The sequence below is a fragment of the Pseudomonas brassicacearum genome, from assembly GCF_009601685.2.
GTDB lineage: Bacteria > Pseudomonadota > Gammaproteobacteria > Pseudomonadales > Pseudomonadaceae > Aquipseudomonas > Aquipseudomonas kilonensis_B.
This window is the reverse complement of sequence record NZ_CP045701.2, coordinates 5,857,236-5,880,622: the sequence shown is the minus strand read 5'-3', so window position 1 is coordinate 5,880,622 and position 23,387 is coordinate 5,857,236. Positions and strand designations below refer to the sequence as shown.

Below are 23,387 nucleotides of genomic sequence, written 5' to 3'. Positions count from 1 at the left end.
CTGCTGACTTTATGCGAATGCGCCTTATGTTACTGGGCGGCGGAAATGCCCTTGGGCAGGCGCTGATTCGCCTCGGTGCAGAAGAAGACATCGGTTTTCTTGCCCCCCGCCCGCCCGAAGAAGGTTGGGATGCCGCGAGCCTGACGCAACTGCTCGACGACACCCGCCCGGACGCCTTGATCAACCTGGCGTATTACTTCGACTGGTTCCAGGCCGAGGCCGTCAGCGAGCAGCGCCTGGCCGGCCAGGAGCGTGCTGTCGAGCGCCTGGCCGAGCTGTGCCAGCATCACAACATCATCTTGCTGCAACCGTCGAGCTATCGCGTGTTCGATGGCTCCCGCGCCACGGCCTACAGCGAGAAGGACGAGCCCGTGCCCCTGGGCGTGCGGGGGCAGGCGCTGTGGCGGATCGAGCAAAGCGTGCGCGCCACCTGCCCGCAACACGTGCTGCTGCGGTTCGGCTGGCTGCTGGACGACAGCACCGATGGCATCCTCGGGCGTTTCCTGGCCCGGGCCGAACAGCCCGAAGAGCTGTTGCTGGCCGACGACCGCCGCGGTAATCCGACGCCTGTGGACGATGCCGCCCGCGTGATCATCTCGGTGCTCAAGCAACTCGATTGCGCGGCGCCGCTGTGGGGCACCTATCATTACGCCGGGCACGAGGCGACTACGCCGCTGGCGCTGGGCCAGGCGATCCTCACCGAAGCCCGCGCGCTGCATCCGCTGGCCATCGAGTCGCCCACCCCCCAGGCCCACGCCGCACGACCGGACGCCGCGGAAGAACCGCAGCACGCGGTGCTGGCCTGCAAGAAAATTCTTCACACTTTCGGGATCAAGCCCCGCGCCTGGCGTGCGGCACTCCCAGGCTTACTGGATAGGTTTTATCGTCATGGCTGAAGGCCCTGTTTTAATCACCGGCGGCGCGGGTTTCATTGGTTCGCACCTGACCGACGCCTTGCTCGCCAAGGGACACTCGGTGCGCATCCTCGATGACCTGTCCACCGGCAAGCGCAGCAACCTGCCGCTGGACAACCCGGCGGTCGAACTGATCGAAGGCGACGTCGCCGACGCCGCGCTGGTGGCGCGGGTCATGGCCGGTTGCAGCGCCGTGGCGCACCTGGCGGCGGTGGCCTCGGTGCAAGCCTCGGTGGACGACCCCGTGCGCACCCACCAGAGCAATTTCATTGGCACCCTGAATGTCTGCGAAGCCATGCGCCAGAGTGGTGTGAAACGGGTGCTGTTCGCCTCCAGCGCGGCGGTCTACGGCAACAACGGCGAAGGTCAGTCCATCGACGAAGACACCCCCAAGGCCCCGCTCACGCCGTATGCCTCGGACAAGCTGGCCAGCGAGTTCTACCTCGACTTCTATCGCCGCCAGCACGACCTGGAGCCGGTGGTATTCCGTTTCTTCAACATCTACGGTCCGCGCCAGGATCCGTCCTCGCCGTATTCCGGGGTCATCAGCATCTTCAGCGAGCGGGCACAGAAAGGCCTGCCAATCACCGTGTTCGGCGACGGCGAGCAGACCCGGGATTTTGTCTACGTCGAAGATTTGGTGGATTTGCTGGTGCAGGCCATCGAGAAGCCCGAGGTGGAAGTGGGCGCGGTGAATGTCGGCTGGAACCAGGCCACGACCCTCAAGCAAATGCTCCAGGCCCTGGCCGCGGTGGTGGGCGACCTGCCGCCGATCAGCTACGGCCCGGCGCGTTCCGGCGACATCCGCCATTCGCGGGCCGACAACCATCGGCTGTTGCAGCGCTTCAGTTTTCCACAGCAAACACCGATGAGCGTGGGGCTGGCGCGGTTGCTGGGGCGCTGAGTTTCAGTCACAAAAAAGGCGCCTTTCGAGGCGCCTTTTTTGTCACGGCCTACAACGTCGTGGCGAGGGGATTTGTCCCCGTTGGGCTCTGTAGGAGCTGCCGAAGGCTGCGATCTTTTGATCTTTCGCTCGCGACTCAATTGTCTGGGACAAGATCGCAGCCTCGCTTCACTCGACAGCTCCTACAGTCAGCGGGGCGGTGCGACGTTTCGCTAAATCCCCTCGCCACAGGGTGTTGTCAACTTGCGATGGTGCGCAGGCTTAGAACTTGTAACCCAACCCCACCATGTAGATCCATGGGTCCACATCGACATTCACCTTGGCCCGTGTGCCACCGGCCACGGCGTTGTTGTCCACATACGCGGTGGTGTCGATGTCGATGTAGCGAATCTGACCGTTGATCATGACGTTGTCGGTCAACATATAGTCGGCGCCCACTTGCCACGCCATGCCCCAACTGTTGCTCGCCCGGAAGTTGCTGAAGCCGTTCGCGCTGGCTTCGCTGCCGACGTGTTCGTCATAGATCCAGGTGTAGTTGATGCCGGCGCCGACATAAGGCTGGAACGCTGACTTGGCGTCGAGCGGGTAGTAGACCAGGCTCAAGGTCGGCGGCAGGTGCTTGAGGGTGCCAAGCTTGTTGTTGGCCGCGCCCAGGGCAGTGCCTTTGATTTTCACGTCGTGCTCGAACGGCGAGGCCGCCAGCAGTTCGATCCCCAGGTTGTTGGTGATCATGTAGGCGAAGTTCAAGCCCAGCTGCGTGTCGCTGCTCATGGTCGCCTTGCCGCCCAGGTCGGTGCCGGCCAGTGGGCCACGGTCGACCTTGACACTGGAACTGTCGGCTTCCGGGTTGACGGTGATAGCACCGGCGCGAACGATGATGTCGCCAGCCGTGTGGGCCTGGGCGAGTGGGGCTGCGAGCGCGAGGGCAACGAGGGAAGCGCTGAGCAAGGACTTGTTCATGAGGGCTCCAGAGGGCATCGAAAATTGATGTCCCATGGTACGAAGCCGTCTGGCCCGGTCTTTTGACGCAGCTCAATGAGTCAGGGGGTGTTTAATTGACTCAGCTCAATAAAAACGCTGATGGGAAAATTTGAGGGAACCATCGCGAGCAAGCCCGCTCCCACATTATTCGACCGCATTCCTTCTGAAACACGATCAACTGTGGGAGCTTGCTCGCGATAGCTATCCTACAAACAACACATCACTATCGGGTTCACTCCGGCAGCTCATACACATAGATCTTCTCGGCCTCCATCTGATACCCGGCATCGGCCAGTTCACTGGTGGACGGCTTGACCTGCATCGGCCCTTCGACCCAGTACGGTTGATACAACTCGTCGAGCTTGACCCCGACTTCACTTTTCACATGCACGATCTGGTTGGACGGCGGTGGTGGCACGTGGATGCAGGCGCCGAAATACGGCACCAGCAAAAAGTCCGTGGTGCGACCTTCCTCGCTGACTTCCAGCGGCACGATGTAGCCCGGCAAGCGAATCTGCTGGCCGTCGAGGGCCTTGACCACTGGGGCGTTGGGCAAATCCTGCTTGGCCGCCGGCGCGGACTCGGCGGCCAGGGCGTCGCTCATTTTCGACAAGTCGTGCAGCGGCGTCATGTTCGGCACTTCCGGCGGCGCGTCCGGCGGGATCATTTCCGACCAGGCCAGGTCCCTCGGCTCGGCCGCCCACAGCGGCAGGGCGACCAGCATCAACAGCGCAAGCAGGGCGCGGGGCATCTTCAAGGTCCTCATAGACGGATCGACAGGCCGTCGGCCAACGATTGGCGATAGGCGCGCCAGGCCGGCACGCTGCCCATCAGCAGGGCGGCCACCAGGATGCCAGCCAGCAGCGTCCATTCATACTCGCTCGGCCAACTCAGCGGCAGGTACAAGCCGTAGGCCGACTGCACATAACCCTGGGCGGCGGCGATGCCGATGTACAGCAACGCTAGTCCGGCGATCACCCCGGCCAGTGCCAGGGCAAAGGCCTCGAGTACCAGCAAGGTCGCGATGTGCCACGGCCGCGCGCCCACCGAGCGCAGGATCGCCATTTCCCGGCGGCGTTCATTGAGGCTGGTGAGGATCGCCGTGAGCATGCCGATCAGCCCGGTGAGCACCACGAACAGCGAAATCACGAACAAGGCTTTTTCCGCCGTGCCCATCAGGCTCCACAATTCCTGCAGCGCCACGCCGGGCAGGATGGCCAGCAACGGCTCGCCACGGAACTCGTTGATCTCGCGTTGCAAGGCAAAGGTGGAAATCTTGCTGTTGAGACCGAGCATGAACGCGGTGATCGCCTGGGGTGTAAGGTCCATGTTGCGGGCCTGGTCGGCGCTGATGCGGCCATTGCCCTGGGCCGGTACGCCGTTTTTCCAGTCAATGTGGATCGCCTCCATGCCACCGAGGCTGATGTGCAGCGTGCGGTCCACCGGGGTGCCGGTGCGCTTGAGAATCCCGACCACGGTGAAGGGCTTGTCGTCGTGCTTGACCAGGCTGATCGTCGCCACGCCGTGGGCCAGCACCAGTTTGTCGCCGAGTTTGTAGTGCAGCGCCTCGGCCACTTCGGCACCGAGCACCACTTCGAACGGATCGGTGGCGAACGCCCGGCCATCGGCCAGTTCCAGGTGTTGCTTGCGGCCGTACTGATAGTGCTCGAAGTAGGCCTCGGTGGTGCCCATCACCCGATAACCACGGTGGGAGTCGCCGAGGGACATGGGGATCGCCCACTTCACTTTCGGGTTGCTGGCGAAGTGTTCGAAGCTGTCCCAGCGGATGTTGTTGGTGGCGTTGCCGATGCGAAACACCGAATACAGCAGCAGGTTCACGGAGCCTGAGCGGGCGCCGACGATCAGGTCGGTGCCGCTGATGGTGCTGGCGAAACTGGCTCGCGCCTCGGTGCGTACCCGCTCCACGGCCAGCAACAAACAAACAGAAAGGGCGATGGCAAACGCGGTGAGGATCGCGGTGAAGCGGCGGTTCGCCAGGCTGGCCATGGCTAGACGGAACAAATACATCTCAGACCTCGAGTGGCGTGGCGGCGCGATTGAGATCGGCCAGCGACAGATTGCGGTCGAACAGCGGTGCCAGGCTCTGGTCGTGGCTGACGAACAACAGGCTCGACCCGGCCTCGCGGCATTCAGCGAACAACAGCCGCAGGAAGTTTTCCCGGGCGTCGTAGTCCAAGGCCGAGGTCGGTTCGTCGGCGATCACCAGTTCCGGTTGGCCGATCAGTGCACGGGCGGCGGCGACCCGTTGTTGCTGGCCGATGGACAACGAGTCGGCGCGCCGCTCCAGCAGGTTCGGATCGGTCAGCCCCAAGTGGGCCAGCAGCGTGGCGGCGGCTTGATCGACGCTGCCGTGGCGCTGGATGGCCCGTTGCGCACGCAGCTTGGAAAAGTGACAGGGCAGTTCGACGTTCTCGCGTACCGAGAGAAACGGCAGCAGGTTGAACTGCTGGAAGATATAGCCGGTGTGGTCGACGCGAAAGCGGTCGCGGCTGCCGGCGCCCAGTTCGGTGAGTTCCTGGCCGAGCAGGCGGATGCTGCCGCGATCCGGCGTCTGCACACCGCCCAGCAGCCCTAACAAGGTGGTTTTGCCGCTGCCGCTCGGGCCTTTGAGAAACAGCGTCTCACCGGCCTCCAGGCGAAACGCAGGAATATCCAGCAACGGCGGATGTCCGGGCCAACTGAAGCCCAGGTCGGACAGTTCGATGAGAGCTTGGGTCATGTTTGCCGCTTCAAATAGTGGAACCAGTGGAACACCTGTGGGAGCTGAGCTTGCTCGCGATGAGATCACCACATTCAACTTGTATGTTGACTGTCGGACCGCTATCGCGAGCAAGCTTTGCTCCCACCAGGCTTGTTCCCACGTTGGGTTTTGCAGTGAATCAGAATTTCAGGGCTGGCGCCTTGGCCGTCACTTCCACGCCTTGCTGGCCGCTAGGGCTGATCAGTTGTACCTGAATTTTCTGGGTGGCCGGGAACGTTTTGAACAGGGTCGCCAGGTCCAGGTTCTTCAGTGCACCCGGGGCGGCGCAGGTGAATTGGTAGTGGGCATGGATTTCACTGTGCTCGCCGTGGTGCTCGTCGCTGTCGGCGTCTTCGTCATGGTCATCGTGGTCCGGTTCATCGCCGAACAGTGGGCTTTCCAGTTCCTGTTGGGCAACGGTGCATTTGGCGGCGGCCGGCAGGTCGAACAACGCCAGTGGCTTGTCCAACTGCGCGCGCACGGCGGCGACCTTGGCCTTGTCGGCATCGCTGGTGGCGGCATGTTCGAAGCCCACCAGGTTCATCGCCGGGCTTTCCAGTTCCAGCTCCAGGGTCTGGCCGTCCAGGGCAGCGTTCAATCGAGCCACACCGTGTTCATGGGCGCCGAGGCTGCCGTGCTCGTGCTCGTGGTCATGATCATGATCATGCTCGACCGCCGCATGAGCGACAGCCAATGGCAGCAGGGCGAACGGCAAAGCGAGAAGCAGACGGCGCATGACGAGTCTCCGAAAAGGTTATGTAATCTTATAACGAAAGTGCGGAGAGTTTGACCGTCTGCTTGGCGTCGCGCAAGGGCCATGGGAGCATGCGTACATGAAATTTTCAGGAGCACGATGATGTTGCGGATACGCGGAACCGTCGGCGATTGGCCGGTGGACTTGTCGATCGAAATGGATGAGGGCGACTGGGCACAGCTCGGCGCGCAGTTGCAAGTGGCCAAGTCCGAGGGCGTGGCGGCACCGGCGGCCAAGCCGGTGAACCCCGATGATGCCCAGTGGCAGATCGCCAAGGAACTGCTGCGCAAGGCCGGGCAACTGAGCGGCCCGGACCTGCTGGAACAACTCGAAGGCCTGACCGGCAGCGCCTCGGCGGGCAAGCGCCTGTTGGTGCGCCTGCGCCATAGCCCGGATGTAAAAGTCATCAGCGGCGCCGATACACCGCTCTACAGCTGGCACGCAACCCCGTAGGAACTGTGTAGGAGCTGTCGAGCGAAGCGAGGCTGCGATCTTTACCCTGGCGCTTGAATCTCAAGCGAAAGATCAAAAGATCGCAGCTTCGCTTCGCTCGACAGCTCCTACCGGGGGGCGTCAGTACAACGCTGCGAACAGCTTGCGACGATAAGTCGTCACCAGTGGATGGTCGTTGCCCAGCAGTTCGAACACTTGCAGCAAGGTCTTGTGGGGCAGGCCTTCGTTGTAGCTGCGGTTACGCACGAACAATTTGAGCAGTGCATCGAGGGCCGCTTCGTACTGCTGGCGCGCCAGTTGCTGGATCGCCAGTTGGTACACCGCTTCATCGTCCTGCGGGTCTTTTGCCAGGCGCGCCTTGAGCACGGCGGCGTCCGGCAGGTGCTTGGCCAGGCCGAGGAACTGGATCTGCGCCTTGGCGCCGGCGAGGGCGGCCTTGTGTTCGTCGCTTTTCACCGCGTCGAGCACGGTCTGCGCTTCGTCCAGTTCACCGCGCTCGGTCAGGCAGCGGGCATACAGGATCAGGGCCTTGGCGTTGGTGTTGTCTTCTCCCAGCAACACCGTGAGCACGGCTTCGGCGTCGGCGAAACGACCGTCGTCGAACAGCGCCTGGGCCTGTTCGAATGGGTCGGCCGCGGCCGGAGGCGGCATCTGCACATGGGGTTCGAGCATCGTGCGCACCGCCGATTCCGGCTGGGCACCGGCAAAGCCGTCGACGGGTTGGCCGTCCTTGAACAGCACCACCGTAGGCAGGCTGCGAATGCCGAAGCGGGCGACAATGTCCTGCTCGATGTCGCAGTTGACCTTGGCCAGCAGCAGTTCGCCTTGATAGCTCTCGGCAATGGTTTGCAGCATCGGCATCAGCGCCTTGCACGGCGCGCACCACTCGGCCCAGAAATCCACCAGCACCGGTTTGTGGAAAGAGTTGGCGATCACCGACTGGTCGAAATCGGCGGTGGTGGCGTCGAAGATGTAGGGCGTTTCCTGAGTCATGGCAATCTCGTAGAGCGCTTGAATGGGGCAACTATACGGCTTGGTGGGGGTGGGCTGAAAGCCGGGAGGCCGTGAGAGGCGTATTGATTGATAGGACCTCATCGCGAGCAAGCTCGCACACAAGAGATCTCAAGTGTTCATGCGACCCCTGTGGGAGCGAGCTTGCTCGCGATGCTTTTTAAGACTAACGCCGCGCGTGGTACAGGCTCACATGCCGAAACTCCTCCGGCTCGGCCAGGTCCGGCAAGGTCATGGCCTGGAGCATTTCGATGCGTCGGTACAGCGGATGCTGGAAATCCCGCACCCGGGAGTCGGCCACCAACGCCTCGCGGCCACGGCTGAGGAATTGATCGAGCAGCGGCAGGTTGGCCCGGTCGTAGAGCACGTCGGCGACCAGGATCAAGTCGAAACGATCAGCCTCGGCGAAAAAATCCGTCGAATAACCCAGCTCCACGCCATTGAGCGCGGCATTGGCCCGGCACGCGGCAATCGCCAACGAGTCCAGGTCGCAGGCCACCACTTCCAGCGCCCCGGCCTTGGCCGCCGCGATGCCCGCCACACCGGAACCGGCGCCAAAATCCAGGACTCGCTTGCCCTCCACCCACTGCGGCTGTTCGGCCAGGTAGCGTGCCATCGCCAGGCCGCTGGCCCAGCAGAAGCTCCAATAGGGCGGCTCGTGGAGAATGCGGCGGGTTTCTTCCGGGCTGAAGGCGCGGTCCATGTTGTCGCCGTCGATCAGCCACAACTGCAAGTCAGCGCCAGGTAGCGGGCAGGCCACCAGGCGCGCGTCGCCGAGCAATTCACTCAACGCCCGTTGCAGGTCCTGCGGTGCACTCATGGCGCTTTGACGAATTGCAGGGCGCCTAATGCCTGGGTGGTCGGTTGGCTGATGCGTTGCTCCGGCAGATGCAGGATCAACTGGCCCGACTGGCTGGCGCGGCCACGCAGTTCCACACGCGCACCAACCGGAAAGGCTTCGGGGTTGAAACGCAGGCGGAAGGGCAGGGTCTGGTTGGTGCCGATCAGGCTGGAACTGGCGAGCAGCTGTTGCGGACGGTCCTTGTCATCGATCACCAGCAGCGCCAATTCGACCTCGGCGCCGACCGGCACGCCTTGCAAGGTGCCGCTCAATTCGCGCTGATACGCCGGCAGCGGCCCCAGCTCGGCCGCCTGGCGGGCTTTTTCCTGGGCCTGTTTCGGCGCCGGGGCCGGTGCGGGCGCGGCAGGCTTGGGTGCGTCGCTGCTGCACGCCATCAGCAGGCTGAAAAGACTGAGCAAAACGAGTGATCGTAGCGGCATGTGTGGCTCCAGCAAGGTGAATTCCATGGATCTGACGGTAAGCCCGTCTGTATACCGTAAACCCTATGGCTTGTCTTGCCAGTGGGATGCGCTACCATGGCCCTCCCTTTTTTTGTTGCCTGCCACCATGCACTGTCCATTCTGCGGTGCCAACGACACCAAGGTCATCGACTCGCGACTGGTCGCCGAGGGCGAACAAGTCCGCCGCCGCCGCGAATGCCTGGCTTGCGGCGAACGTTTCACGACGTTCGAGACCGCTGAACTGGTGTTGCCGCGCCTGATCAAAACCGACGGCAGCCGCCAGCCGTTCGACGAAGAAAAACTGCGCGCCGGCATGCAGCGCGCCCTGGAAAAACGCCCGGTGAGCGTCGAGCGCCTGGAAGCGGCGCTGGTGCACATCAAGCACAAGCTGCGGGCGACCGGCGAGCGCGAGGTCAAGTCCCTGGTGGTCGGTGAGTTGGTGATGGCCGAGCTGCAGAAGCTCGATGAAGTCGCCTACATCCGTTTCGCCTCGGTGTACCGGCGCTTCCAGGACCTGAACGAGTTCCGCGAAGAAATCGACCGGCTGGCCCGCGAACCGGTGAAAAAATGACCGCCTCGGCGCAGCAGGCCATCCTCGACGCCCACTACATGGCCCGTGCCCTGGAGTTGGCGCGGCGCGGTCACTACACCACCCACCCCAATCCCCGGGTCGGTTGCGTGATCGTGCGTGCCGGGCAGATTGTCGGCGAAGGCTGGCACATTCGCGCCGGCGAGCCCCATGCCGAAGTCCATGCCCTGCGCGCCGCTGGCGAACAGGCCCGCGGTGCCACGGCCTACGTGACGCTTGAGCCGTGCAGCCATCACGGGCGTACGCCGCCGTGTGCCGATGCGCTGGTCAACGCCGGCGTGGCGCGGGTGGTCGCGGCCATGCAGGACCCCAACCCGGAAGTCGCCGGGCGCGGCCTGCAACGGCTGGCCCAGGCTGGCATCGTCACCGAAAGCGGCGTGCTGGAAGGTGAAGCACGCAAGCTCAATGAAGGTTTTCTCAAGCGCATGGAGCAGGGCCTGCCGTTCGTGCGGGTCAAACTCGCCATGAGCCTCGATGGCCGCACCGCCATGCAAAGCGGCGAAAGCCAGTGGATCACCGGCCCGGCGGCACGCTCGGCGGTGCAACGCCTGCGCGCCCAGGCCAGTGTGGTGCTGACCGGTGCCGATACGGTGCTGGCCGACAACGCCCGGCTGACCGTGCGCGCCGATGAACTGGGGCTCGACGCCGAGCAGACCGCGTTGGTCATGAGCCGTCCGCCGCTGCGGGTACTGGTGGACGGGCGCCTGCGAGTGCCGCTGGATGCTGCTTTTTTCAAGGCCGGCCCGGCGTTGGTCGCTACCTGCATGGCGGTGGAAGAACAATACGCCAACGGTCCCGAGTGCATGATCGTGGCGGGCGATGACGGCCAGGTCGATCTGCATCGCCTGCTGGTGGAGCTGGCGGGCCGTGGCGTCAACGAGGTGCTGGTGGAAGCCGGTCCGCGCCTGGCGGGGGCTTTTGCCCGGCAAGGGCTGGTGGACGAATTCCAGATTTTCATCGCCGGCAAGTTCCTCGGATCTTCCGCGCGGCCCCTGCTGGACTGGCCGCTGGCGCAGATGAAAGACGCCCCGCAGCTGAAAATCACCGAAATCCGCGCCGTGGGCGATGACTGGCGAGTCATCGCCGTTCCCGTCGCGCAGGCGAGCGTATAATTCCCGGCTTTCGCTCAAGCGGCGGCCCGTTCTCGAGGAGGACTCCATGTTCACCGGCATCATCGAATCCATCGGCAGCATCCGTGCACTCACCCCCAAGGGCGGCGATGTGCGGGTCTACGTCGAAACCGGCAAGCTCGACCTGAGCGACGTCAAGTTGGGCGACAGCATTGCGGTCAACGGCGTTTGCCTGACCGCCGTCGAATTGCCGGGCAACGGTTTCCTGGCGGACGTCAGCCGCGAAACCCTCGACTGCACGGCCATGAACGACCTCAAGAGCGGCAGCCCGGTCAACCTGGAAAAAGCCCTGACCCCCACCACTCGCCTGGGCGGGCACCTGGTCAGCGGTCACGTGGACGGCGTCGGCGAAGTGGTCTCGCGCACCGATAACGCCCGGGCCGTGGAGTTTCGCATCCGTGCGCCGAAGGAACTGGCCAAGTACATCGCCCACAAAGGCTCGATCACCGTCGACGGCACCAGCCTGACGGTCAACGCGGTGGATGGCGCCGAATTCCTGCTGACAATCATTCCCCACACGTTGAGCGAAACCATCATGGCTTCGTACCGGCCTGGGCGCCGGGTCAACCTGGAAGTCGACTTGCTGGCCCGTTACCTGGAGCGCCTGCTTATGGGAGACAAGGCCGCAGAGTCTGACTCTTCACAACGGCGGGCGGGTAACATCACTGAAAGTTTTCTGGCCGCCAACGGCTACCTCAAATCCTGACCCAAGGGGGTGCCGCGTGGCGCTCAATAGCATCGAAGAACTGGTTGAAGACATCCGCCAAGGCAAGATGGTCATCCTCATGGATGACGAAGACCGCGAGAACGAAGGCGACCTGATCATGGCCGCCGAGTGCTGCAAGGCCGAACACATCAACTTCATGGCCAAGCATGCCCGCGGCCTGATCTGCATGCCGATGACCCGCGAGCGCTGCGAGCTGCTGAAGCTGCCGCTGATGGCGCCGCGCAACGGCTCGGGCTTCGGCACCAAGTTCACCGTGTCCATCGAGGCCGCCGAAGGCGTGACCACCGGGATCTCCGCTGCTGACCGTGCGCGCACCGTACAGGCCGCCGCCGCGAAAGACGCCAAGGCCGAAGACATCGTCAGCCCCGGCCACATCTTCCCGCTGATGGCCCAGGCTGGCGGCACCCTGGCCCGCGCCGGCCACACCGAAGCGGCATGCGACCTGGCGCGCATGGCAGGCTTCGAACCCAGCGGCGTGATCTGCGAAGTGATGAACGACGACGGCACCATGTCCCGTCGTGCGGAACTGGAAACCTTCGCCGCCGAACACAACATCAAGATCGGCACCATCGCCGACCTGATCCACTACCGGATGATCCACGAACGTACCGTTCAGCGGATTGCCGAGCAGCCGCTGGACAGCGAACTGGGCCAGTTCAACCTGGTGACCTACCGCGACTCGGTGGAAGGCGACGTGCACATGGCGCTGACCCTGGGCACCGTGTGCGCCGAAGAGCCGACCCTGGTGCGCGTGCACAACATGGACCCACTGCGCGACCTGTTGATGGTCAAGCAGCCCGGCCGTTGGAGCCTGCGGGCCGCCATGGCGGCGGTGGCCGAGGCCGGCAGCGGCGTGGTGCTGCTGCTCGGGCACCCGCTCGATGGCGACGTGCTGCTGGCGCACATCCGCGAAACCGCCGATCAGGCGGCGGTGAAAAAACCGACCACCTACAGCATTGTCGGCGCCGGTTCGCAGATCCTTCGTGACCTGGGCGTGCGTAAAATGCGCCTGATGAGCGCACCGATGAAATTTAATGCGATATCCGGTTTCGATCTGGAAGTTGTAGAATACGTGCCCTCCGAATAATGGCCCGGAGATTTCGGCATTGTTGTTCAGCCTTGTCGGATTATTGTGGCGAGGGGATTTATCCCCGCTGGACTGCGCAGCAGTCCCAAAAAGGGGCTGCTTCGCAGCCCTACGGGGATAAATCCCCTCGCCACAAAAGATGTGCAAGTGAACGAGATGGCGGGATCCACGGCCCTGTATTCGTGGCTAATATCACTGAGGAGCGCGTTATAGAACGCGCTCCGGCTCTTTAAGAGATCTGACGAATGACCCTGAAGACCATCGAAGGTACCTTCATCGCCCCCAAAGGCCGCTACGCTCTGGTAGTGGGCCGTTTCAACAGTTTCGTGGTCGAGAGCCTGGTTGGCGGTGCGGTCGATGCCCTGGTTCGCCATGGCGTGAGCGAAAGCGACATCACCATCATCCGTGCCCCTGGCGCCTTCGAAATTCCGCTGGTTGCGCAGAAAGTCGCTCAAAAGGGCGAATATGCGGCGATCATCGCCCTGGGCGCGGTCATTCGTGGCGGTACTCCGCACTTCGAATACGTGGCCGGCGAATGCACCAAGGGCCTGGCCCAAGTGTCCATGGAATTCGGCGTGCCGGTCGCTTTCGGCGTACTGACCGTTGATTCCATCGAGCAAGCCATCGAGCGTTCCGGCACCAAGGCCGGTAACAAAGGTGCCGAAGCTGCCCTGTCCGCCCTGGAAATGGTCAGCCTGCTGGCGCAGTTGGAGGCCAAGTGATTAGCGACGAAAGCGATCGTTTCAACCCGCGCGATCCAAAGCCTGCGGATGCCGGCAAGCCGTCGAAGAGCGTCAAGCGTCGCGAAGCCCGTCAGCTTGCGACCCAGGCGCTGTATCAATGGCACATGGCCAAGCAGTCGCTGAACGAGATCGAAGCGCAGTTTCGGGTCGACAACGATTTCAGTGATGTGGACGGTGCTTACTTCCGCGAGATCCTGCACGGGGTCCCGCAGTTCAAGACCGAAATCGATACTGCGCTCACGCCTTGCCTGGACCTGACCATCGAAGAACTGGACCCGGTTGAACTGGCGGTGCTGCGCCTGTCCACCTGGGAACTGCTCAAGCGTGTCGACGTGCCGTACCGGGTAGTGATCAACGAAGGGATCGAGCTGGCGAAAGTCTTCGGCTCCACCGATGGCCACAAGTTCGTCAACGGTGTGCTCGACAAGCTCGCCCCGCGCCTGCGTGAAGCTGAAGTGAAGGCGTTCAAGCGCTAGTCAGCGCTTGATATCCGCATGGGTGAGTTCGAGCTGATCCGTAACTACTTCGCCGCCGCGCCTTGCGCGCAGGGCGGCGAGGGCGTTGCGCTGGGGATCGGCGACGACTGCGCCTTGCTGGCCGTTCCTCCCGGGGAACAACTGGCGGTGTCCACCGACACGCTTGTGGTCGGTGTGCATTTTCCAGACCCTTGCGACCCGTTCCTGCTCGGCCAGCGCTCGCTGGCCGTGGCGGTCAGCGACCTGGCTGCCATGGGCGCCAAGCCTTTCGCCTTTACCCTTGCCCTGACCTTGCCGACGGTGACCACCGATTGGCTGCAAGCCTATGCCCGCGGTTTGAACCAGATGGCCCAGGCCTGCGGCGTGGCGCTGGTGGGCGGCGATACCACGCGTGGACCACTGAGCCTGACCATGACGGTGTTCGGCCACGTGCCGTCCGGCCAGGCCCTGGTCCGTAGCGGCGCACGCCCCGGCGACCTGCTGTGTGTCGGCGGCGAGCTGGGCAATGCCGCCGGCGCATTGCCGCTGGTGCTCGGCCAGCGCAGCGCCGAACCGGTGATTGCCGAGCCGTTGCTGGCCCATTACTGGTCGCCACGTCCGCAGATCGACCTGGGCCTGGCGTTGCGGGGCAAGGCCAGTGCGGCGATGGATATCTCCGATGGCCTGCTGGCCGATTGCGGGCATATCGCCCTGGCGTCCGGCGTGGCATTACAGGTTGAACGGGACCGACTGCCGTTGTCCAACGCTCTGGTAGCGTTTCTTGGCCGGGCGGATGCCGAGCAGGTCGCCCTGAGCGGCGGTGACGATTACGTGCTGTTGTTCGCCGTGCCACCGAGCCGATTGTCGGCGCTGCAGGTTGAACCTTGGCCGGTTCACGTGATCGGCAGCGTATTGGCCGGGCAAGGCGTCACGCTGGTTGACAGCGTCGGGCACGACATCACCCCGCGAGTGCGGGGCTATCAACATTTTCGGGAGACACCGTGACAGATCATCCCAACCAGGTCCCGGCAGAGTTCGTTCCGCCTTCGGTCTGGCGCAATCCCTGGCATTTCCTGGCATTTGGCTTCGGTTCGGGCACTTTGCCTAAAGCCCCGGGCACCTGGGGCTCGTTGGTTGCGCTACCCTTCATACCGTTGTGGCAGATGTTGCCGGACTGGGGCTACTGGCTGATGCTGGGCATCACCATGCTGTTTGGTTTCTGGCTGTGTGGCAAAGTGGCTGACGACCTTCGGGTGCACGATCATGAAGGCATCGTCTGGGACGAAATGGTCGGCATGTGGATCACCTTGTGGCTGGTACCGGAAGGTTGGTATTGGTTGCTGGCGGGTTTTTTGATGTTCCGTTTCTTCGATATCCTCAAGCCGTGGCCGATCCGCTGGATCGACCGGCATGTGCACGGAGGCGTCGGTATCATGCTCGATGATGTGTTGGCCGGGGTTTTCGCCTGGCTGGCAATGCAAGGATTGGTGTGGTGTTTCACCTGAGGGAGTCAGGCATGGGCGTAAGCCGCGCACTACTGCTGTTGCTGTGTTTAGGAGCTTGTGTAGGGGCGAGGGCGACCGAGTCGACCCCGCTGCCTGACAAGATCCGTGCGGCCAGCGAGGAGTGGGCAGGTTATACCCAGGCCGATGGCCAGGGCATGGGCTGGGACATCTTGCGTGCGGTGTTCGAGCCGGAAGGCGTCAAGCTGGAGATCCGCAGCGTGCCCTACACCCGCTCGATCGGGTTGGTGCAACGTGGGGAAATGGATGCCCAGGTCGGCGCCTATCGCGATGAAACCGAAGGGCTGCTGTACCCACAGTGGCACTACGATGTCGATCACATCTATGCCCTGGGGTTGGCCTCCAAGCCGTCACCGACGCTGGCGACGATTGGCAACTATCGATTGGTGTGGATGCGCGGGTACGAATACAACAACTACCTGCCCAACATCCGGCGTTTCAACGAGATTCACCGCGCCATGGGCATCTTGCCGATGCTGGCCCATGATCGCGCCGATTTTTATGTCGATGCGTTGATGGAAATCCAGGATGTGCTCGCCAAGGCCGACAATCCCCAGCAATTCAAGCTCTCGCCGCTGACCAATTTGCCGCTGTACCTGGGCTTCGCCAACAACGAAAATGGGCGTGCATTACGTGCATTGTTCGATCGACGCATGGAAGTGCTGGTGAAGAGCGGCGAGTTGAAGCCGATTTTCGAACGCTGGAAGCAACCCTATCCTTTCGACGAGCACGGCAAGCCACCGAAGCCGTGATCAGATTTATCGATGATCATCAGCGATAATTCAGCCTAAGCGTCTATAGGAACGTGCTGTTACAATGCCTGCCTCTGCGAATCTCCAGTACTAGATCAGGAGCACACCGGTGCCTGTCGTTTTTGTTGCCGCTTCCAAGCTGCCAACGCCCTTTGCGCAATTCACCATGCATGGTTTTCTCGATGAGGCCACCGGCCGTGAGCACGTCGTGCTGAGCCTGGGTGATTTTACCGACGGTTCTCCGGTGTTGGGCCGCCTGCATTCCGAATGCCTGACCGGCGACGCCCTGTTCAGCCAACGCTGCGATTGCGGTTCGCAACTCGAGGCCGCATTGCAGGCCATCGCCCGTGAAGGCCGTGGTGTGTTGCTGTACCTGCGCCAGGAAGGACGTGGCATCGGCTTGTTGAACAAGATCCGTGCCTATGAACTGCAAGATGGCGGCGCCGATACCGTGGAGGCCAATGAACGCCTGGGCTTTGCGGCCGACCTGCGTGACTACAGCATTTGCCTGCCGATGCTCGAACATCTGGGCATCAAGTCCCTGCGGCTGATGACCAACAATCCACGCAAGGTCAAGGCATTGACCGACATGGGCATCGTGGTGGCCGAGCGTGTGCCGCTGCACACCGGTCACAACCCCCACAACAAACTCTACCTGGCGACCAAGGCCAGCAAGCTCGACCACATGATGGGTAACGAGCACCAAGGCGAGGTTGACCGGGCATGACGCGCGATCAAGTCCGGCGGCGGCTGTCCGTCAGTTGGTGGAAATACCTGGCCCTGGCCTTGCTGCCACTGTTCATGATCAACGCGGTGTTCGGCCAGGGCGAAGCGATTCTGCCGGTGCTGGAGATGCCGTTGTTCATTGCCGGCATGGCGTCGATGTTTGTCAGCCTGCGATTCTTCGGGCCGTACAGGGAAGCTCTGATCGCCACCCAGAAAGCCCTCGACACGCGCGAAGAGCCCCAGGCTTGGATTGACCTGGCGGCCCGTCGTCGCGCCGCCTTCCTGGTGGCCGGGCTACCAGCCTGGGTCGGTGCCCTTGCGGTGTTCGTTGGCTTGGAAGCGGTGCCGTTGATGCTGCTGGCCTTGTCCACTGCCGTGTTGTTCTATCTGTACCGCATCCCGCGCCAACTCGGCTGATGAACCGCTGGCTGGCGGTCTTGCTGCTGGCCGCCAGCGCCTCGACGATGGCGGCTTCGCGGGTCGTCAGCCTCGCGCCATCACTGTCGGAAATCGTCGTTGAACTGGACTCCGCCGACCTGCTGGTGGGCGTGCTGGATGGCGGTGATCGTCCGCCTATCCTTAAAGACCTGCCTTCCGTCGGGCGTTACGGCCAACTGGACGTGGAGCGTTTGCTCAGCCTCAAGCCCGACCTGCTCCTGCTCTGGCCTGGCAGTGTCGGCCCGGCCCAGCGCGAGCAGCTCAAGGCGCTGAAAATCCCGATGTACGTTGCCGAGCCCCACAGCCTCGACCAACTCGTCACGCAAATCCAAGATATTGCCGCACAACTCGGACGCCCGGAGCGGGGCGTGCAGCGGGCGGCCGAGTTGCGCCTGCAGGTTGAAGCGCTACGTCAGCGTTATCGACGGGACGCGTCGTTGTTGGTGTTCTATCAAGTCTGGGACCGGCCGTTGTATACCGTCGGAGGCGGGCAGATCATCAGTGATGCGCTGTCGGTGTGCGGGGCCCGCAATGTCTTTGCCGATCAGGCCCTGCCGGCTCCGCAGGTGAGTGTGGAATCGGTGTTGCAGCGCCAACCGCAGATGATCCTGGCCACGGAGCAGGCGCAGCTCGATGCCTGGAAAAAATGGCCGGTGGCCCAGGGGCGGTTGTTGCTGGTCAATGACAAGGGGCTGGAGCGACCCAGTGGGCAGATGATCGAGGCGACGGCTCGGCTGTGCGAATTGATTGCGCCAGACAGATAGACCGCAGCGCCTGCAATCGCGAGCAAGCTCGCTCCCACATGGGATTCTGTTGTGAACACAAAAACCTGTGGCCACTGAAGATCAACTGTGGGAGCGAGCTTGCTCGCGAAGAGGCCCGTCCGGGCACTACAGGTTCTGGATCAGAGAGACGGAGTCCAGGTCACCCCAAACAGCCAGGCCCGACCTTCTTCACGATACCCATACTGGCTTCCATCATGGCTATAAAGCGCCCGGCTGTAGCCCTTGTCCAGCAGGTTATCCACTTTCATCTCCAGCTTCACTTCCCGGGTCAGTGCCCAACTGCCGCGCAACCCGAGCAGGGCGTAGCCGCCCAGGGCATTGCGGTTGTTTTCGTCGTCGTAGCTGCTGCTCACCGCTTGCCAGGTGGCGCCCAGGCCCAGGCGGTCGAATTGCCGGTCCAGGTCCAGGCTCAAGGTCCGTCGGGCGCGGCGGGCCAGGGTGTGGCCGCTGTCGCGGTCGCGCGGGTCGATGATGGCCAGGGCCAGGTTGCCCTGCCAGCCGAACACATCCTGCAGGTAGGCCATCTCAAAACCGTTGATCCGCGCCGAGGCAACGTTCTGCGGGCGTGAGTTGCTGCCAAAGATGATCGCGTCTTCCAGGTCCGTGCGGTACAGCGAGGTCTCCAGGCGGGCGCTGTCGCTCAGTTGGCTGCGCCATTGCAGCTCGTAGCTTTTCGCCGTCTCGGGCTTCAGGTCAGGGTTGCTGTAGTTCGGGTAGTACAGATCGTTGAAGGTCGGCGCGCGGAAGCTTTCGCTGTAGGTCAGCAACAGGTCATTGTCCGGGTTGATCGGCAGGGTGAGCGTGCCGCTCCAACTGTTCTGGCCGCCGAACTGTTGGTTCTGGTCGCGACGCAGGCCCAGTTCGGTGGAGAAGGTTTCGGCCTGGAATCGGTGCTGGATGAACGCGGCACGGTTCCAGCGGCTGTCTTCGTCGAACGGCGTGCTGCTGTTGACCCGGTCCTGATACCAGTCGCCGCCGACGATCAGGCTGTTGCGAGCGTCCAGCGTCACGTCGTTCTGCCAGGTTACGGAGTCGCGGTAGGTGTTGAACACTTCCCGGACGTCGCTGAGCTTGTCGAAGGTCTTTTCACGGTTCTCGCTGTGGCCCAGTTCCAGGCGTGATTTCCAGGCATCGTTGATTCGCCCGTCCACATAGGTGCTGAAGCTGCTCACCGCAAACTCGCTGTAGGGTTGTTGGGGCAGGGATTGGAAGGTGGTCGGGTCGAAGCGGCCGAACGGGTTGTCGTATTCGCTTTTGCCGCGGTTATCCAGCAGGTTCAGGCCGACTTCCAGATCATCGCTGGCCGCATGGCTCAGGCTCAAGCTCAAGGACTGGTTGCGGTTGGCATCGTCGTCGCGGTCGCTGGCGTAGGACTCGTGGGTCCGATTGCTTCCGGCGCTCTCGTCGAGGCTGGCGCCGAGGGCGAAGCGGGTCTGCTCGTCGCCACCGGACAGGCCCAGGCTGCGTTCCCAGGTCTGGTGGCTGCCGACGCCCACATGCAGGCGCGGTTGCAGGCCTTGCTCGTTGCCGCGGCGGGTGAAAATCTGGATCACCCCACCCACCGCATCGGCACCGTAGATCACCGAACGCGAACCGCGCAGCACTTCCACTCGCTCGATCTGGTTGATGTTCAGGCGTTGCAGGTTGCTGTCACCGGAGGTGGCGTTGCCGACGCGCTGGCCGTCCACCAGCACCAGGCTCTGGGCCGATTTGGTGCCGCGAATGTAAATCCCCGGCAGGCTGCCGCGCCCACCCAACGGTGCCACTTGCACGCCTGGCACGCGGCTGAGCAAGTCAGTGACGCTGGCCGGCTGCAAGCGATCGATGTCGTCGCGGGTGAACACGGTATTGGCGGCACTGCTGTCGTTGCGGGCCTCGACCTGGCGGTTGGCGCTGATCACGATGTCGGGCAGCTTCAGCGCCTGGTCGCGCTCGAAGGTGTCGGCCAGCAAATCGGGGGTGGGGAGCAGGGAGAGCGTGAGGGCGAGGCGGAGTTTCATGGGGTTCCAATCATGCTTGATTCACACATAACCAGTGTGTGGGCGAGCTTGCTCGCGATAGCAGTGTGTCAGCCAATGGAATATTGACGGATCTACCGTTATCGCGAGCAAGCTCGCTCCCACAGGGGCTTGTGTTGTCTGAACTTACAGCCCCAACAACTGCAACCGCTGACGCACCGCCGCTTCGATCCCCGCCTCGTCCAGCCCGCATTCGGCCAGCATCTGCGCCGGCTTGGCGTGTTCGACATAGATGTCTGGCAGGCCCAGGTGCAGCACGGACTTGAGGATGTTTTCCCGCGCCAGGAATTCGCTGACCGCAGCGCCGGCACCGCCCATGATGGCGTTTTCCTCGACCGTTACCAGCAGGTCATGGCTGCCGGCCATCTCGCGCACCAGGGCTTCGTCCAGGGGTTTGACGAAGCGCATGTCCACCACGGTGGCGTCCAGAATCTCGGCGACTTTCAGGGCTTGGGCCAGTTGCACGCCGAACACCAGCAGGGCGGTTTGCTTGCCCTGGCGGCGGATCACACCCTTGCCGATCTCGATCGGCTCGAGGTCGGTCGTGATCGTTGCGTTCGGGCCGGTGCCACGCGGGTAGCGTACTGCCGCCGGACCATTGAACAGGTGGCCGGTGGTGAGCATCTTGCGCAGCTCGTTTTCATCGCTCGGGGTCATCACCAGCATGCCGGGGATGCAGCGCAGGAACGACAGGTCGAAGCTGCCGGCGTGGGTCGGGCCGTCTTCGCCCACCAGACCGGCGCGGTCGATGGCGAACAGCACGTCGAGGTTCTGTACCGCGACGTCATGAATCAGTTGGTCGTAGGCCCGTTGCAGGAACGTCGAATAGATCGCCACCACCGGTTTTGCGCCTTCACAGGCCATGCCGGCGGCGAGGGTCACGGCGTGCTGCTCGGCAATCGCCACGTCGAAATAGCGCTGCGGGTAGCGTTCGCTGAAAGCCACCAGGTCCGAGCCTTCCTTCATCGCCGGGGTGATGCCCACCAGGCGCGGGTCGGCGGCGGCCATGTCGCACAACCATTGGCCGAACACGCCGGAATACTTCGGTCCGCCGGCCTTTTTCGGCGCGGCCGCCGGAGCGTCCAGGGGTTCGAGCTTGGTGATGGCGTGGTAGCCGATCGGGTCGAGTTCCGCCGGGGCGAAGCCTTTGCCCTTCTTGGTGACCACGTGCAGGAACTGGGGGCCCTTGAGGTCGCGCATGTTGCGCAGGGTGGCGATCAGGGTGGGCAGGTCGTGGCCGTCGATGGGGCCGATGTAGTTCCAGCCCAGTTCTTCGAACAGCGTGCCGGGGACCAGCATGCCCTTGGCGTATTCTTCGGTGCGGCGGGCGATTTCCCAGGCGCCGGGCAGGCGCGACAGCACTTTCTTGCTGCCTTCGCGCATGCTGGCGTAGGTACGGCTGGAGAGGATCTTTGCCAGATAGTTGGACAACCCGCCGACATTGCGCGAGATCGACATGTCGTTGTCGTTGAGGATCACCAGCATGTTGGCGTTGACTTCCGGCGCGTGGTTCAGCGCCTCGAAGGCCATGCCCGCGGTCAATGCGCCGTCGCCGATCACGGCAATGGCCTTGCGCTCGCTGTTTTGCAGGCGAGCGGCAATCGCCATGCCCAGGGCGGCGCTGATGGAGGTGCTGGAGTGGCCGACGCCAAAGGTGTCGTATTCGCTCTCGGAGCGGCGCGGGAAGGCGGCGATACCGTCCTTCTGGCGCAGCGTGCCCATGCGCTCGCGACGACCGGTGAGGATCTTGTGCGGGTAGGCCTGGTGCCCGACGTCCCACACCAGCCGGTCGTCCGGAGTGTCGAACACGTAATGCAACGCGATCGTCAGCTCGATGACGCCCAGGCCTGCACCGAAGTGCCCACCGGTCTGGCCGACCGTGTAGAGCAGTTCCAGGCGCAACTCATCGGCCAGGGTTTCCAGCTCGGCTTCACCCAGGCGACGCAGGCCGTCCGGCGTGTTGGCGCGGTCCAGCAGGGGCGTGGTCGGGCGCTTGCGGGGAATCTCTTGAAACGTCGTGGGCATCAGGCGAATCGTTATAGGTATAGAAAGAGGCGGCAGTTTACCTTATGGATCGCAAGCTGCCCACGCGTTGGCCGGAACTTGGCCGATACGCACTTATGAATGGGTTGACCTTGTATCAGCTGCGTCGTTCGACGATATAACGCGCCAAGTCGCGCAACGGCTCGGCCGCCGCGTCAAAGGGTCGCAGCGCGGCCAGGGCCTGGTCGCGCAACTCCAGGGCGTAGGCCTTGGCGGCGTCGAGGCCGAGCAGGGCCGGGTAGGTCGGCTTGTCCCGCGCGATGTCGGCGCCCTGGCGTTTGCCCAGGGTCTGGGTATCGCTTTCGACGTCGAGGATGTCGTCCTGCACCTGAAACGCCAGGCCTATGGCTCGGGCGTAGGTCTGCAAGGCTTGCAACTGGGCGGGCGTGGCCCGGCCGCTGGCCAGGGCGCCGAGCTGGACGCTGGCTTCGATCAAGGCGCCGGTCTTGTGCCGGTGCATGTATTCCAAGGCGTCTTGGTCCAGCTTCAGGCCCACTGAACCCAAGTCGATGGCCTGGCCGCCGACCATCCCGGCGGGGCCTGCCGCCAGCGCCAGGGCACGGGCCATGTCCAGGCGAACCTGCGCCGGGCAATCGCTCAGGGTCGGATCCAGCAGGGCGCTGAAGGCCAGGCTCTGCAGGCCGTCGCCGGCCAGGATCGCGCAGGCTTCGTCGAATTGCTTGTGGGTGGTGGGCTGGCCGCGCCGCAGGTCGTCGTCGTCCATGGCCGGCAAGTCGTCGTGCACCAGCGAATACGCGTGGATCAACTCCACCGCACAGGCAGCACCGTTGGCCTGCTCGGCCTGGCCGCCCAAGGCTTCGCACGCCGCGTAGGCCAACAGCGGCCGCACACGCTTGCCGCCGTTCATCACGCTGTAGCGCATGGCTTCGTACAGGCGCGCCAGTTCCGGGCTCGGGGCGCTGAACAAGGTATCCAGAGCAGCATTGACCCGGGCCTGGCTGCTGGCCTGATAAGCGCCGATCATTCAGGCTGTTCCGCGTCGAAAGGCTCTTCGGTCAGCTCACCGTCACGTTCGAGCAGCAATTGCACCTTCTGCTCGGCCTGGGCCAGCGCCGCCTGGCAGTCGCGAGTCAAGCCGATACCCTGCTCGAAGGCGGTCAGCGAGTCTTCCAGCGACAATTCGCCGTTCTCCAGGCGCTCGACCAGCGTTTGCAGGTCGGCCAGAGATTGTTCGAAATCCAGTGCAGCTTTTTTGCGGGCCATGGCGGCTATTCCGGTTGACTGTTAAACCGGCGCGACACTAGCAGACATGGGGTGTTCGGGCAAATCA

Annotated in this window: 27 protein-coding genes; 15 read left to right on the top strand and 12 right to left on the bottom strand. The window is 63.3% G+C overall.

Annotated elements, in window-relative coordinates:
- Positions 1-11: 11 nt before the first annotated feature.
- Positions 12-896, top strand: coding sequence for a sugar nucleotide-binding protein (locus GFU70_RS25515; protein ID WP_058543350.1), 885 nt, complete (start codon positions 12-14; stop codon positions 894-896).
- Positions 889-1,818 (top strand): NAD-dependent epimerase/dehydratase family protein, encoded by a 930-nt coding sequence (locus tag GFU70_RS25510; RefSeq protein WP_058543351.1) that lies wholly within the window; start codon positions 889-891, stop codon positions 1,816-1,818. The genes GFU70_RS25515 and GFU70_RS25510 overlap by 8 nt, the downstream gene beginning before the upstream one ends.
- Positions 1,819-2,079: 261 nt before the next feature.
- Here GFU70_RS25510 and GFU70_RS25505 read toward each other — a convergent pair whose 3' ends face one another.
- The 5 genes from GFU70_RS25505 to GFU70_RS25485 all read right to left on the bottom strand — a co-directional run bounded on the left by GFU70_RS25505 (position 2,080) and on the right by GFU70_RS25485 (position 6,296).
- Complete coding sequence (locus GFU70_RS25505; RefSeq protein WP_064107111.1) at positions 2,080-2,778, bottom strand: OmpW/AlkL family protein; 699 nt, start codon at positions 2,776-2,778, stop codon at positions 2,080-2,082.
- A 253-nt stretch (positions 2,779-3,031) separates the two neighbouring features.
- Complete coding sequence (locus GFU70_RS25500) at positions 3,032-3,550, bottom strand: DUF3299 domain-containing protein (protein WP_058544945.1); 519 nt, start codon at positions 3,548-3,550, stop codon at positions 3,032-3,034.
- A gap of 11 nt (positions 3,551-3,561) precedes the next feature.
- On the bottom strand, positions 3,562-4,827 hold the full coding sequence (locus GFU70_RS25495; protein ID WP_058544946.1) for an ABC transporter permease: 1,266 nt from the start codon (positions 4,825-4,827) through the stop codon (positions 3,562-3,564).
- Position 4,828: 1 nt separating this feature from the next.
- Entirely contained in the window at positions 4,829-5,539 is a 711-nt protein-coding gene (locus tag GFU70_RS25490) for an ABC transporter ATP-binding protein (RefSeq protein WP_053187667.1), read from the bottom strand.
- A gap of 160 nt (positions 5,540-5,699) precedes the next feature.
- Entirely contained in the window at positions 5,700-6,296 is a 597-nt protein-coding gene (locus GFU70_RS25485; protein ID WP_153388988.1) for a DUF2796 domain-containing protein, read from the bottom strand.
- A 120-nt stretch (positions 6,297-6,416) separates the two neighbouring features.
- Here GFU70_RS25485 and GFU70_RS25480 point away from each other — a divergent pair, with 120 nt between their 5' ends.
- Positions 6,417-6,767 (top strand): hypothetical protein, encoded by a 351-nt coding sequence (locus tag GFU70_RS25480; RefSeq protein ID WP_058544948.1) that lies wholly within the window; start codon positions 6,417-6,419, stop codon positions 6,765-6,767.
- A 120-nt stretch (positions 6,768-6,887) separates the two neighbouring features.
- Here the strand turns inward: GFU70_RS25480 and trxA are convergent, their stop codons facing one another.
- From trxA to GFU70_RS25465, 3 genes are all read right to left on the bottom strand, one after another.
- The gene (gene trxA, locus GFU70_RS25475; RefSeq protein WP_153388987.1) at positions 6,888-7,760 is read right to left on the bottom strand and encodes a thioredoxin; all 873 of its coding nucleotides are present in this window, start codon (positions 7,758-7,760) and stop codon (positions 6,888-6,890) included.
- Between the two features lie 184 nt (positions 7,761-7,944).
- Entirely contained in the window at positions 7,945-8,598 is a 654-nt protein-coding gene (locus GFU70_RS25470; RefSeq protein WP_058544950.1) for a class I SAM-dependent methyltransferase, read from the bottom strand.
- Positions 8,595-9,059 (bottom strand): YbaY family lipoprotein, encoded by a 465-nt coding sequence (locus tag GFU70_RS25465; RefSeq protein WP_058544951.1) that lies wholly within the window; start codon positions 9,057-9,059, stop codon positions 8,595-8,597. Before GFU70_RS25465 ends, GFU70_RS25470 begins: the two co-directional genes overlap by 4 nt.
- 127 nt (positions 9,060-9,186) lie before the next feature.
- Between GFU70_RS25465 and nrdR the strand changes: the two genes are divergently transcribed.
- The 12 genes from nrdR to GFU70_RS25405 all read left to right on the top strand — a co-directional run bounded on the left by nrdR (position 9,187) and on the right by GFU70_RS25405 (position 18,014).
- The gene (gene nrdR, locus GFU70_RS25460) at positions 9,187-9,651 is read left to right on the top strand and encodes a transcriptional regulator NrdR (protein ID WP_058544954.1); all 465 of its coding nucleotides are present in this window, start codon (positions 9,187-9,189) and stop codon (positions 9,649-9,651) included.
- The gene (ribD, locus tag GFU70_RS25455; protein ID WP_058544952.1) at positions 9,648-10,781 is read left to right on the top strand and encodes a bifunctional diaminohydroxyphosphoribosylaminopyrimidine deaminase/5-amino-6-(5-phosphoribosylamino)uracil reductase RibD; all 1,134 of its coding nucleotides are present in this window, start codon (positions 9,648-9,650) and stop codon (positions 10,779-10,781) included. The genes nrdR and ribD overlap by 4 nt, the downstream gene beginning before the upstream one ends.
- A 46-nt stretch (positions 10,782-10,827) precedes the next feature.
- Positions 10,828-11,505, top strand: a complete 678-nt coding sequence (locus tag GFU70_RS25450) for a riboflavin synthase (protein WP_014340443.1) — start codon at positions 10,828-10,830, stop codon at positions 11,503-11,505.
- 16 nt (positions 11,506-11,521) lie between these two features.
- Positions 11,522-12,613, top strand: coding sequence for a bifunctional 3,4-dihydroxy-2-butanone-4-phosphate synthase/GTP cyclohydrolase II (gene ribBA / locus GFU70_RS25445; RefSeq protein WP_063324168.1), 1,092 nt, complete (start codon positions 11,522-11,524; stop codon positions 12,611-12,613).
- 245 nt (positions 12,614-12,858) lie between these two features.
- Positions 12,859-13,335 carry a 6,7-dimethyl-8-ribityllumazine synthase gene (gene ribE / locus GFU70_RS25440; protein WP_003206025.1) on the top strand — a complete coding sequence of 159 codons (477 nt, stop codon included), beginning with the start codon at positions 12,859-12,861 and terminating at the stop codon, positions 13,333-13,335.
- Entirely contained in the window at positions 13,332-13,832 is a 501-nt protein-coding gene (nusB, locus tag GFU70_RS25435) for a transcription antitermination factor NusB (RefSeq protein ID WP_003185935.1), read from the top strand. Before ribE ends, nusB begins: the two co-directional genes overlap by 4 nt.
- Positions 13,833-13,850: 18 nt before the next feature.
- The gene (gene thiL, locus GFU70_RS25430; protein ID WP_058546814.1) at positions 13,851-14,816 is read left to right on the top strand and encodes a thiamine-phosphate kinase; all 966 of its coding nucleotides are present in this window, start codon (positions 13,851-13,853) and stop codon (positions 14,814-14,816) included.
- Entirely contained in the window at positions 14,813-15,316 is a 504-nt protein-coding gene (locus GFU70_RS25425) for a phosphatidylglycerophosphatase A (RefSeq protein ID WP_058546815.1), read from the top strand. The genes thiL and GFU70_RS25425 overlap by 4 nt, the downstream gene beginning before the upstream one ends.
- A gap of 11 nt (positions 15,317-15,327) precedes the next feature.
- Positions 15,328-16,086: a substrate-binding periplasmic protein gene (locus GFU70_RS25420; RefSeq protein ID WP_058546816.1), complete on the top strand. Its 759-nt coding sequence runs from the start codon at positions 15,328-15,330 to the stop codon at positions 16,084-16,086.
- A gap of 109 nt (positions 16,087-16,195) precedes the next feature.
- A complete protein-coding gene (gene ribA, locus GFU70_RS25415; protein WP_003206015.1) occupies positions 16,196-16,813 on the top strand; it encodes a GTP cyclohydrolase II in 618 nt (205 codons plus the stop codon).
- Positions 16,810-17,229: an MFS transporter gene (locus GFU70_RS25410; protein ID WP_153388986.1), complete on the top strand. Its 420-nt coding sequence runs from the start codon at positions 16,810-16,812 to the stop codon at positions 17,227-17,229. Before ribA ends, GFU70_RS25410 begins: the two co-directional genes overlap by 4 nt.
- Positions 17,229-18,014 (top strand): helical backbone metal receptor, encoded by a 786-nt coding sequence (locus tag GFU70_RS25405; RefSeq protein WP_153388985.1) that lies wholly within the window; start codon positions 17,229-17,231, stop codon positions 18,012-18,014. Before GFU70_RS25410 ends, GFU70_RS25405 begins: the two co-directional genes overlap by 1 nt.
- A 140-nt stretch (positions 18,015-18,154) precedes the next feature.
- Here the strand turns inward: GFU70_RS25405 and GFU70_RS25400 are convergent, their stop codons facing one another.
- The 4 genes from GFU70_RS25400 to GFU70_RS25385 form a co-directional block, all read right to left on the bottom strand.
- On the bottom strand, positions 18,155-20,035 hold the full coding sequence (locus tag GFU70_RS25400; RefSeq protein WP_058546819.1) for a TonB-dependent receptor domain-containing protein: 1,881 nt from the start codon (positions 20,033-20,035) through the stop codon (positions 18,155-18,157).
- Between the two features lie 144 nt (positions 20,036-20,179).
- The gene (gene dxs, locus GFU70_RS25395) at positions 20,180-22,078 is read right to left on the bottom strand and encodes a 1-deoxy-D-xylulose-5-phosphate synthase (protein ID WP_153388984.1); all 1,899 of its coding nucleotides are present in this window, start codon (positions 22,076-22,078) and stop codon (positions 20,180-20,182) included.
- A 115-nt stretch (positions 22,079-22,193) separates the two neighbouring features.
- Entirely contained in the window at positions 22,194-23,081 is an 888-nt protein-coding gene (locus GFU70_RS25390; protein ID WP_058546821.1) for a polyprenyl synthetase family protein, read from the bottom strand.
- The gene (locus tag GFU70_RS25385; protein ID WP_003185917.1) at positions 23,078-23,320 is read right to left on the bottom strand and encodes an exodeoxyribonuclease VII small subunit; all 243 of its coding nucleotides are present in this window, start codon (positions 23,318-23,320) and stop codon (positions 23,078-23,080) included. The genes GFU70_RS25390 and GFU70_RS25385 overlap by 4 nt, the downstream gene beginning before the upstream one ends.
- Positions 23,321-23,387 lie beyond the last annotated feature (67 nt).

Bases quoted from the DNA above. Each gene is read 5' to 3' on its own strand.
- GFU70_RS25515 (WP_058543350.1), top strand. From the start codon at position 12: ATGCGAATGCGCCTTATGTTACTGGGCGGCGGAAATGCCCTTGGGCAG.
- GFU70_RS25510 (WP_058543351.1), top strand. From the start codon at position 889: ATGGCTGAAGGCCCTGTTTTAATCACCGGCGGCGCGGGTTTCATTGGT.
- GFU70_RS25505 (WP_064107111.1), bottom strand. From the start codon at position 2,778: ATGAACAAGTCCTTGCTCAGCGCTTCCCTCGTTGCCCTCGCGCTCGCA.
- GFU70_RS25500 (WP_058544945.1), bottom strand. From the start codon at position 3,550: ATGCCCCGCGCCCTGCTTGCGCTGTTGATGCTGGTCGCCCTGCCGCTG.
- GFU70_RS25495 (WP_058544946.1), bottom strand. From the start codon at position 4,827: ATGTATTTGTTCCGTCTAGCCATGGCCAGCCTGGCGAACCGCCGCTTC.
- GFU70_RS25490 (WP_053187667.1), bottom strand. From the start codon at position 5,539: ATGACCCAAGCTCTCATCGAACTGTCCGACCTGGGCTTCAGTTGGCCC.
- GFU70_RS25485 (WP_153388988.1), bottom strand. From the start codon at position 6,296: ATGCGCCGTCTGCTTCTCGCTTTGCCGTTCGCCCTGCTGCCATTGGCT.
- GFU70_RS25480 (WP_058544948.1), top strand. From the start codon at position 6,417: ATGTTGCGGATACGCGGAACCGTCGGCGATTGGCCGGTGGACTTGTCG.
- trxA (WP_153388987.1), bottom strand. From the start codon at position 7,760: ATGACTCAGGAAACGCCCTACATCTTCGACGCCACCACCGCCGATTTC.
- GFU70_RS25470 (WP_058544950.1), bottom strand. From the start codon at position 8,598: ATGAGTGCACCGCAGGACCTGCAACGGGCGTTGAGTGAATTGCTCGGC.
- GFU70_RS25465 (WP_058544951.1), bottom strand. From the start codon at position 9,059: ATGCCGCTACGATCACTCGTTTTGCTCAGTCTTTTCAGCCTGCTGATG.
- nrdR (WP_058544954.1), top strand. From the start codon at position 9,187: ATGCACTGTCCATTCTGCGGTGCCAACGACACCAAGGTCATCGACTCG.
- ribD (WP_058544952.1), top strand. From the start codon at position 9,648: ATGACCGCCTCGGCGCAGCAGGCCATCCTCGACGCCCACTACATGGCC.
- GFU70_RS25450 (WP_014340443.1), top strand. From the start codon at position 10,828: ATGTTCACCGGCATCATCGAATCCATCGGCAGCATCCGTGCACTCACC.
- ribE (WP_003206025.1), top strand. From the start codon at position 12,859: ATGACCCTGAAGACCATCGAAGGTACCTTCATCGCCCCCAAAGGCCGC.
- thiL (WP_058546814.1), top strand. From the start codon at position 13,851: ATGGGTGAGTTCGAGCTGATCCGTAACTACTTCGCCGCCGCGCCTTGC.
- GFU70_RS25420 (WP_058546816.1), top strand. From the start codon at position 15,328: ATGGGCGTAAGCCGCGCACTACTGCTGTTGCTGTGTTTAGGAGCTTGT.
- GFU70_RS25410 (WP_153388986.1), top strand. From the start codon at position 16,810: ATGACGCGCGATCAAGTCCGGCGGCGGCTGTCCGTCAGTTGGTGGAAA.
- GFU70_RS25405 (WP_153388985.1), top strand. From the start codon at position 17,229: ATGAACCGCTGGCTGGCGGTCTTGCTGCTGGCCGCCAGCGCCTCGACG.
- GFU70_RS25400 (WP_058546819.1), bottom strand. From the start codon at position 20,035: ATGAAACTCCGCCTCGCCCTCACGCTCTCCCTGCTCCCCACCCCCGAT.
- dxs (WP_153388984.1), bottom strand. From the start codon at position 22,078: ATGCCCACGACGTTTCAAGAGATTCCCCGCAAGCGCCCGACCACGCCC.
- GFU70_RS25390 (WP_058546821.1), bottom strand. From the start codon at position 23,081: ATGATCGGCGCTTATCAGGCCAGCAGCCAGGCCCGGGTCAATGCTGCT.
- GFU70_RS25385 (WP_003185917.1), bottom strand. From the start codon at position 23,320: ATGGCCCGCAAAAAAGCTGCACTGGATTTCGAACAATCTCTGGCCGAC.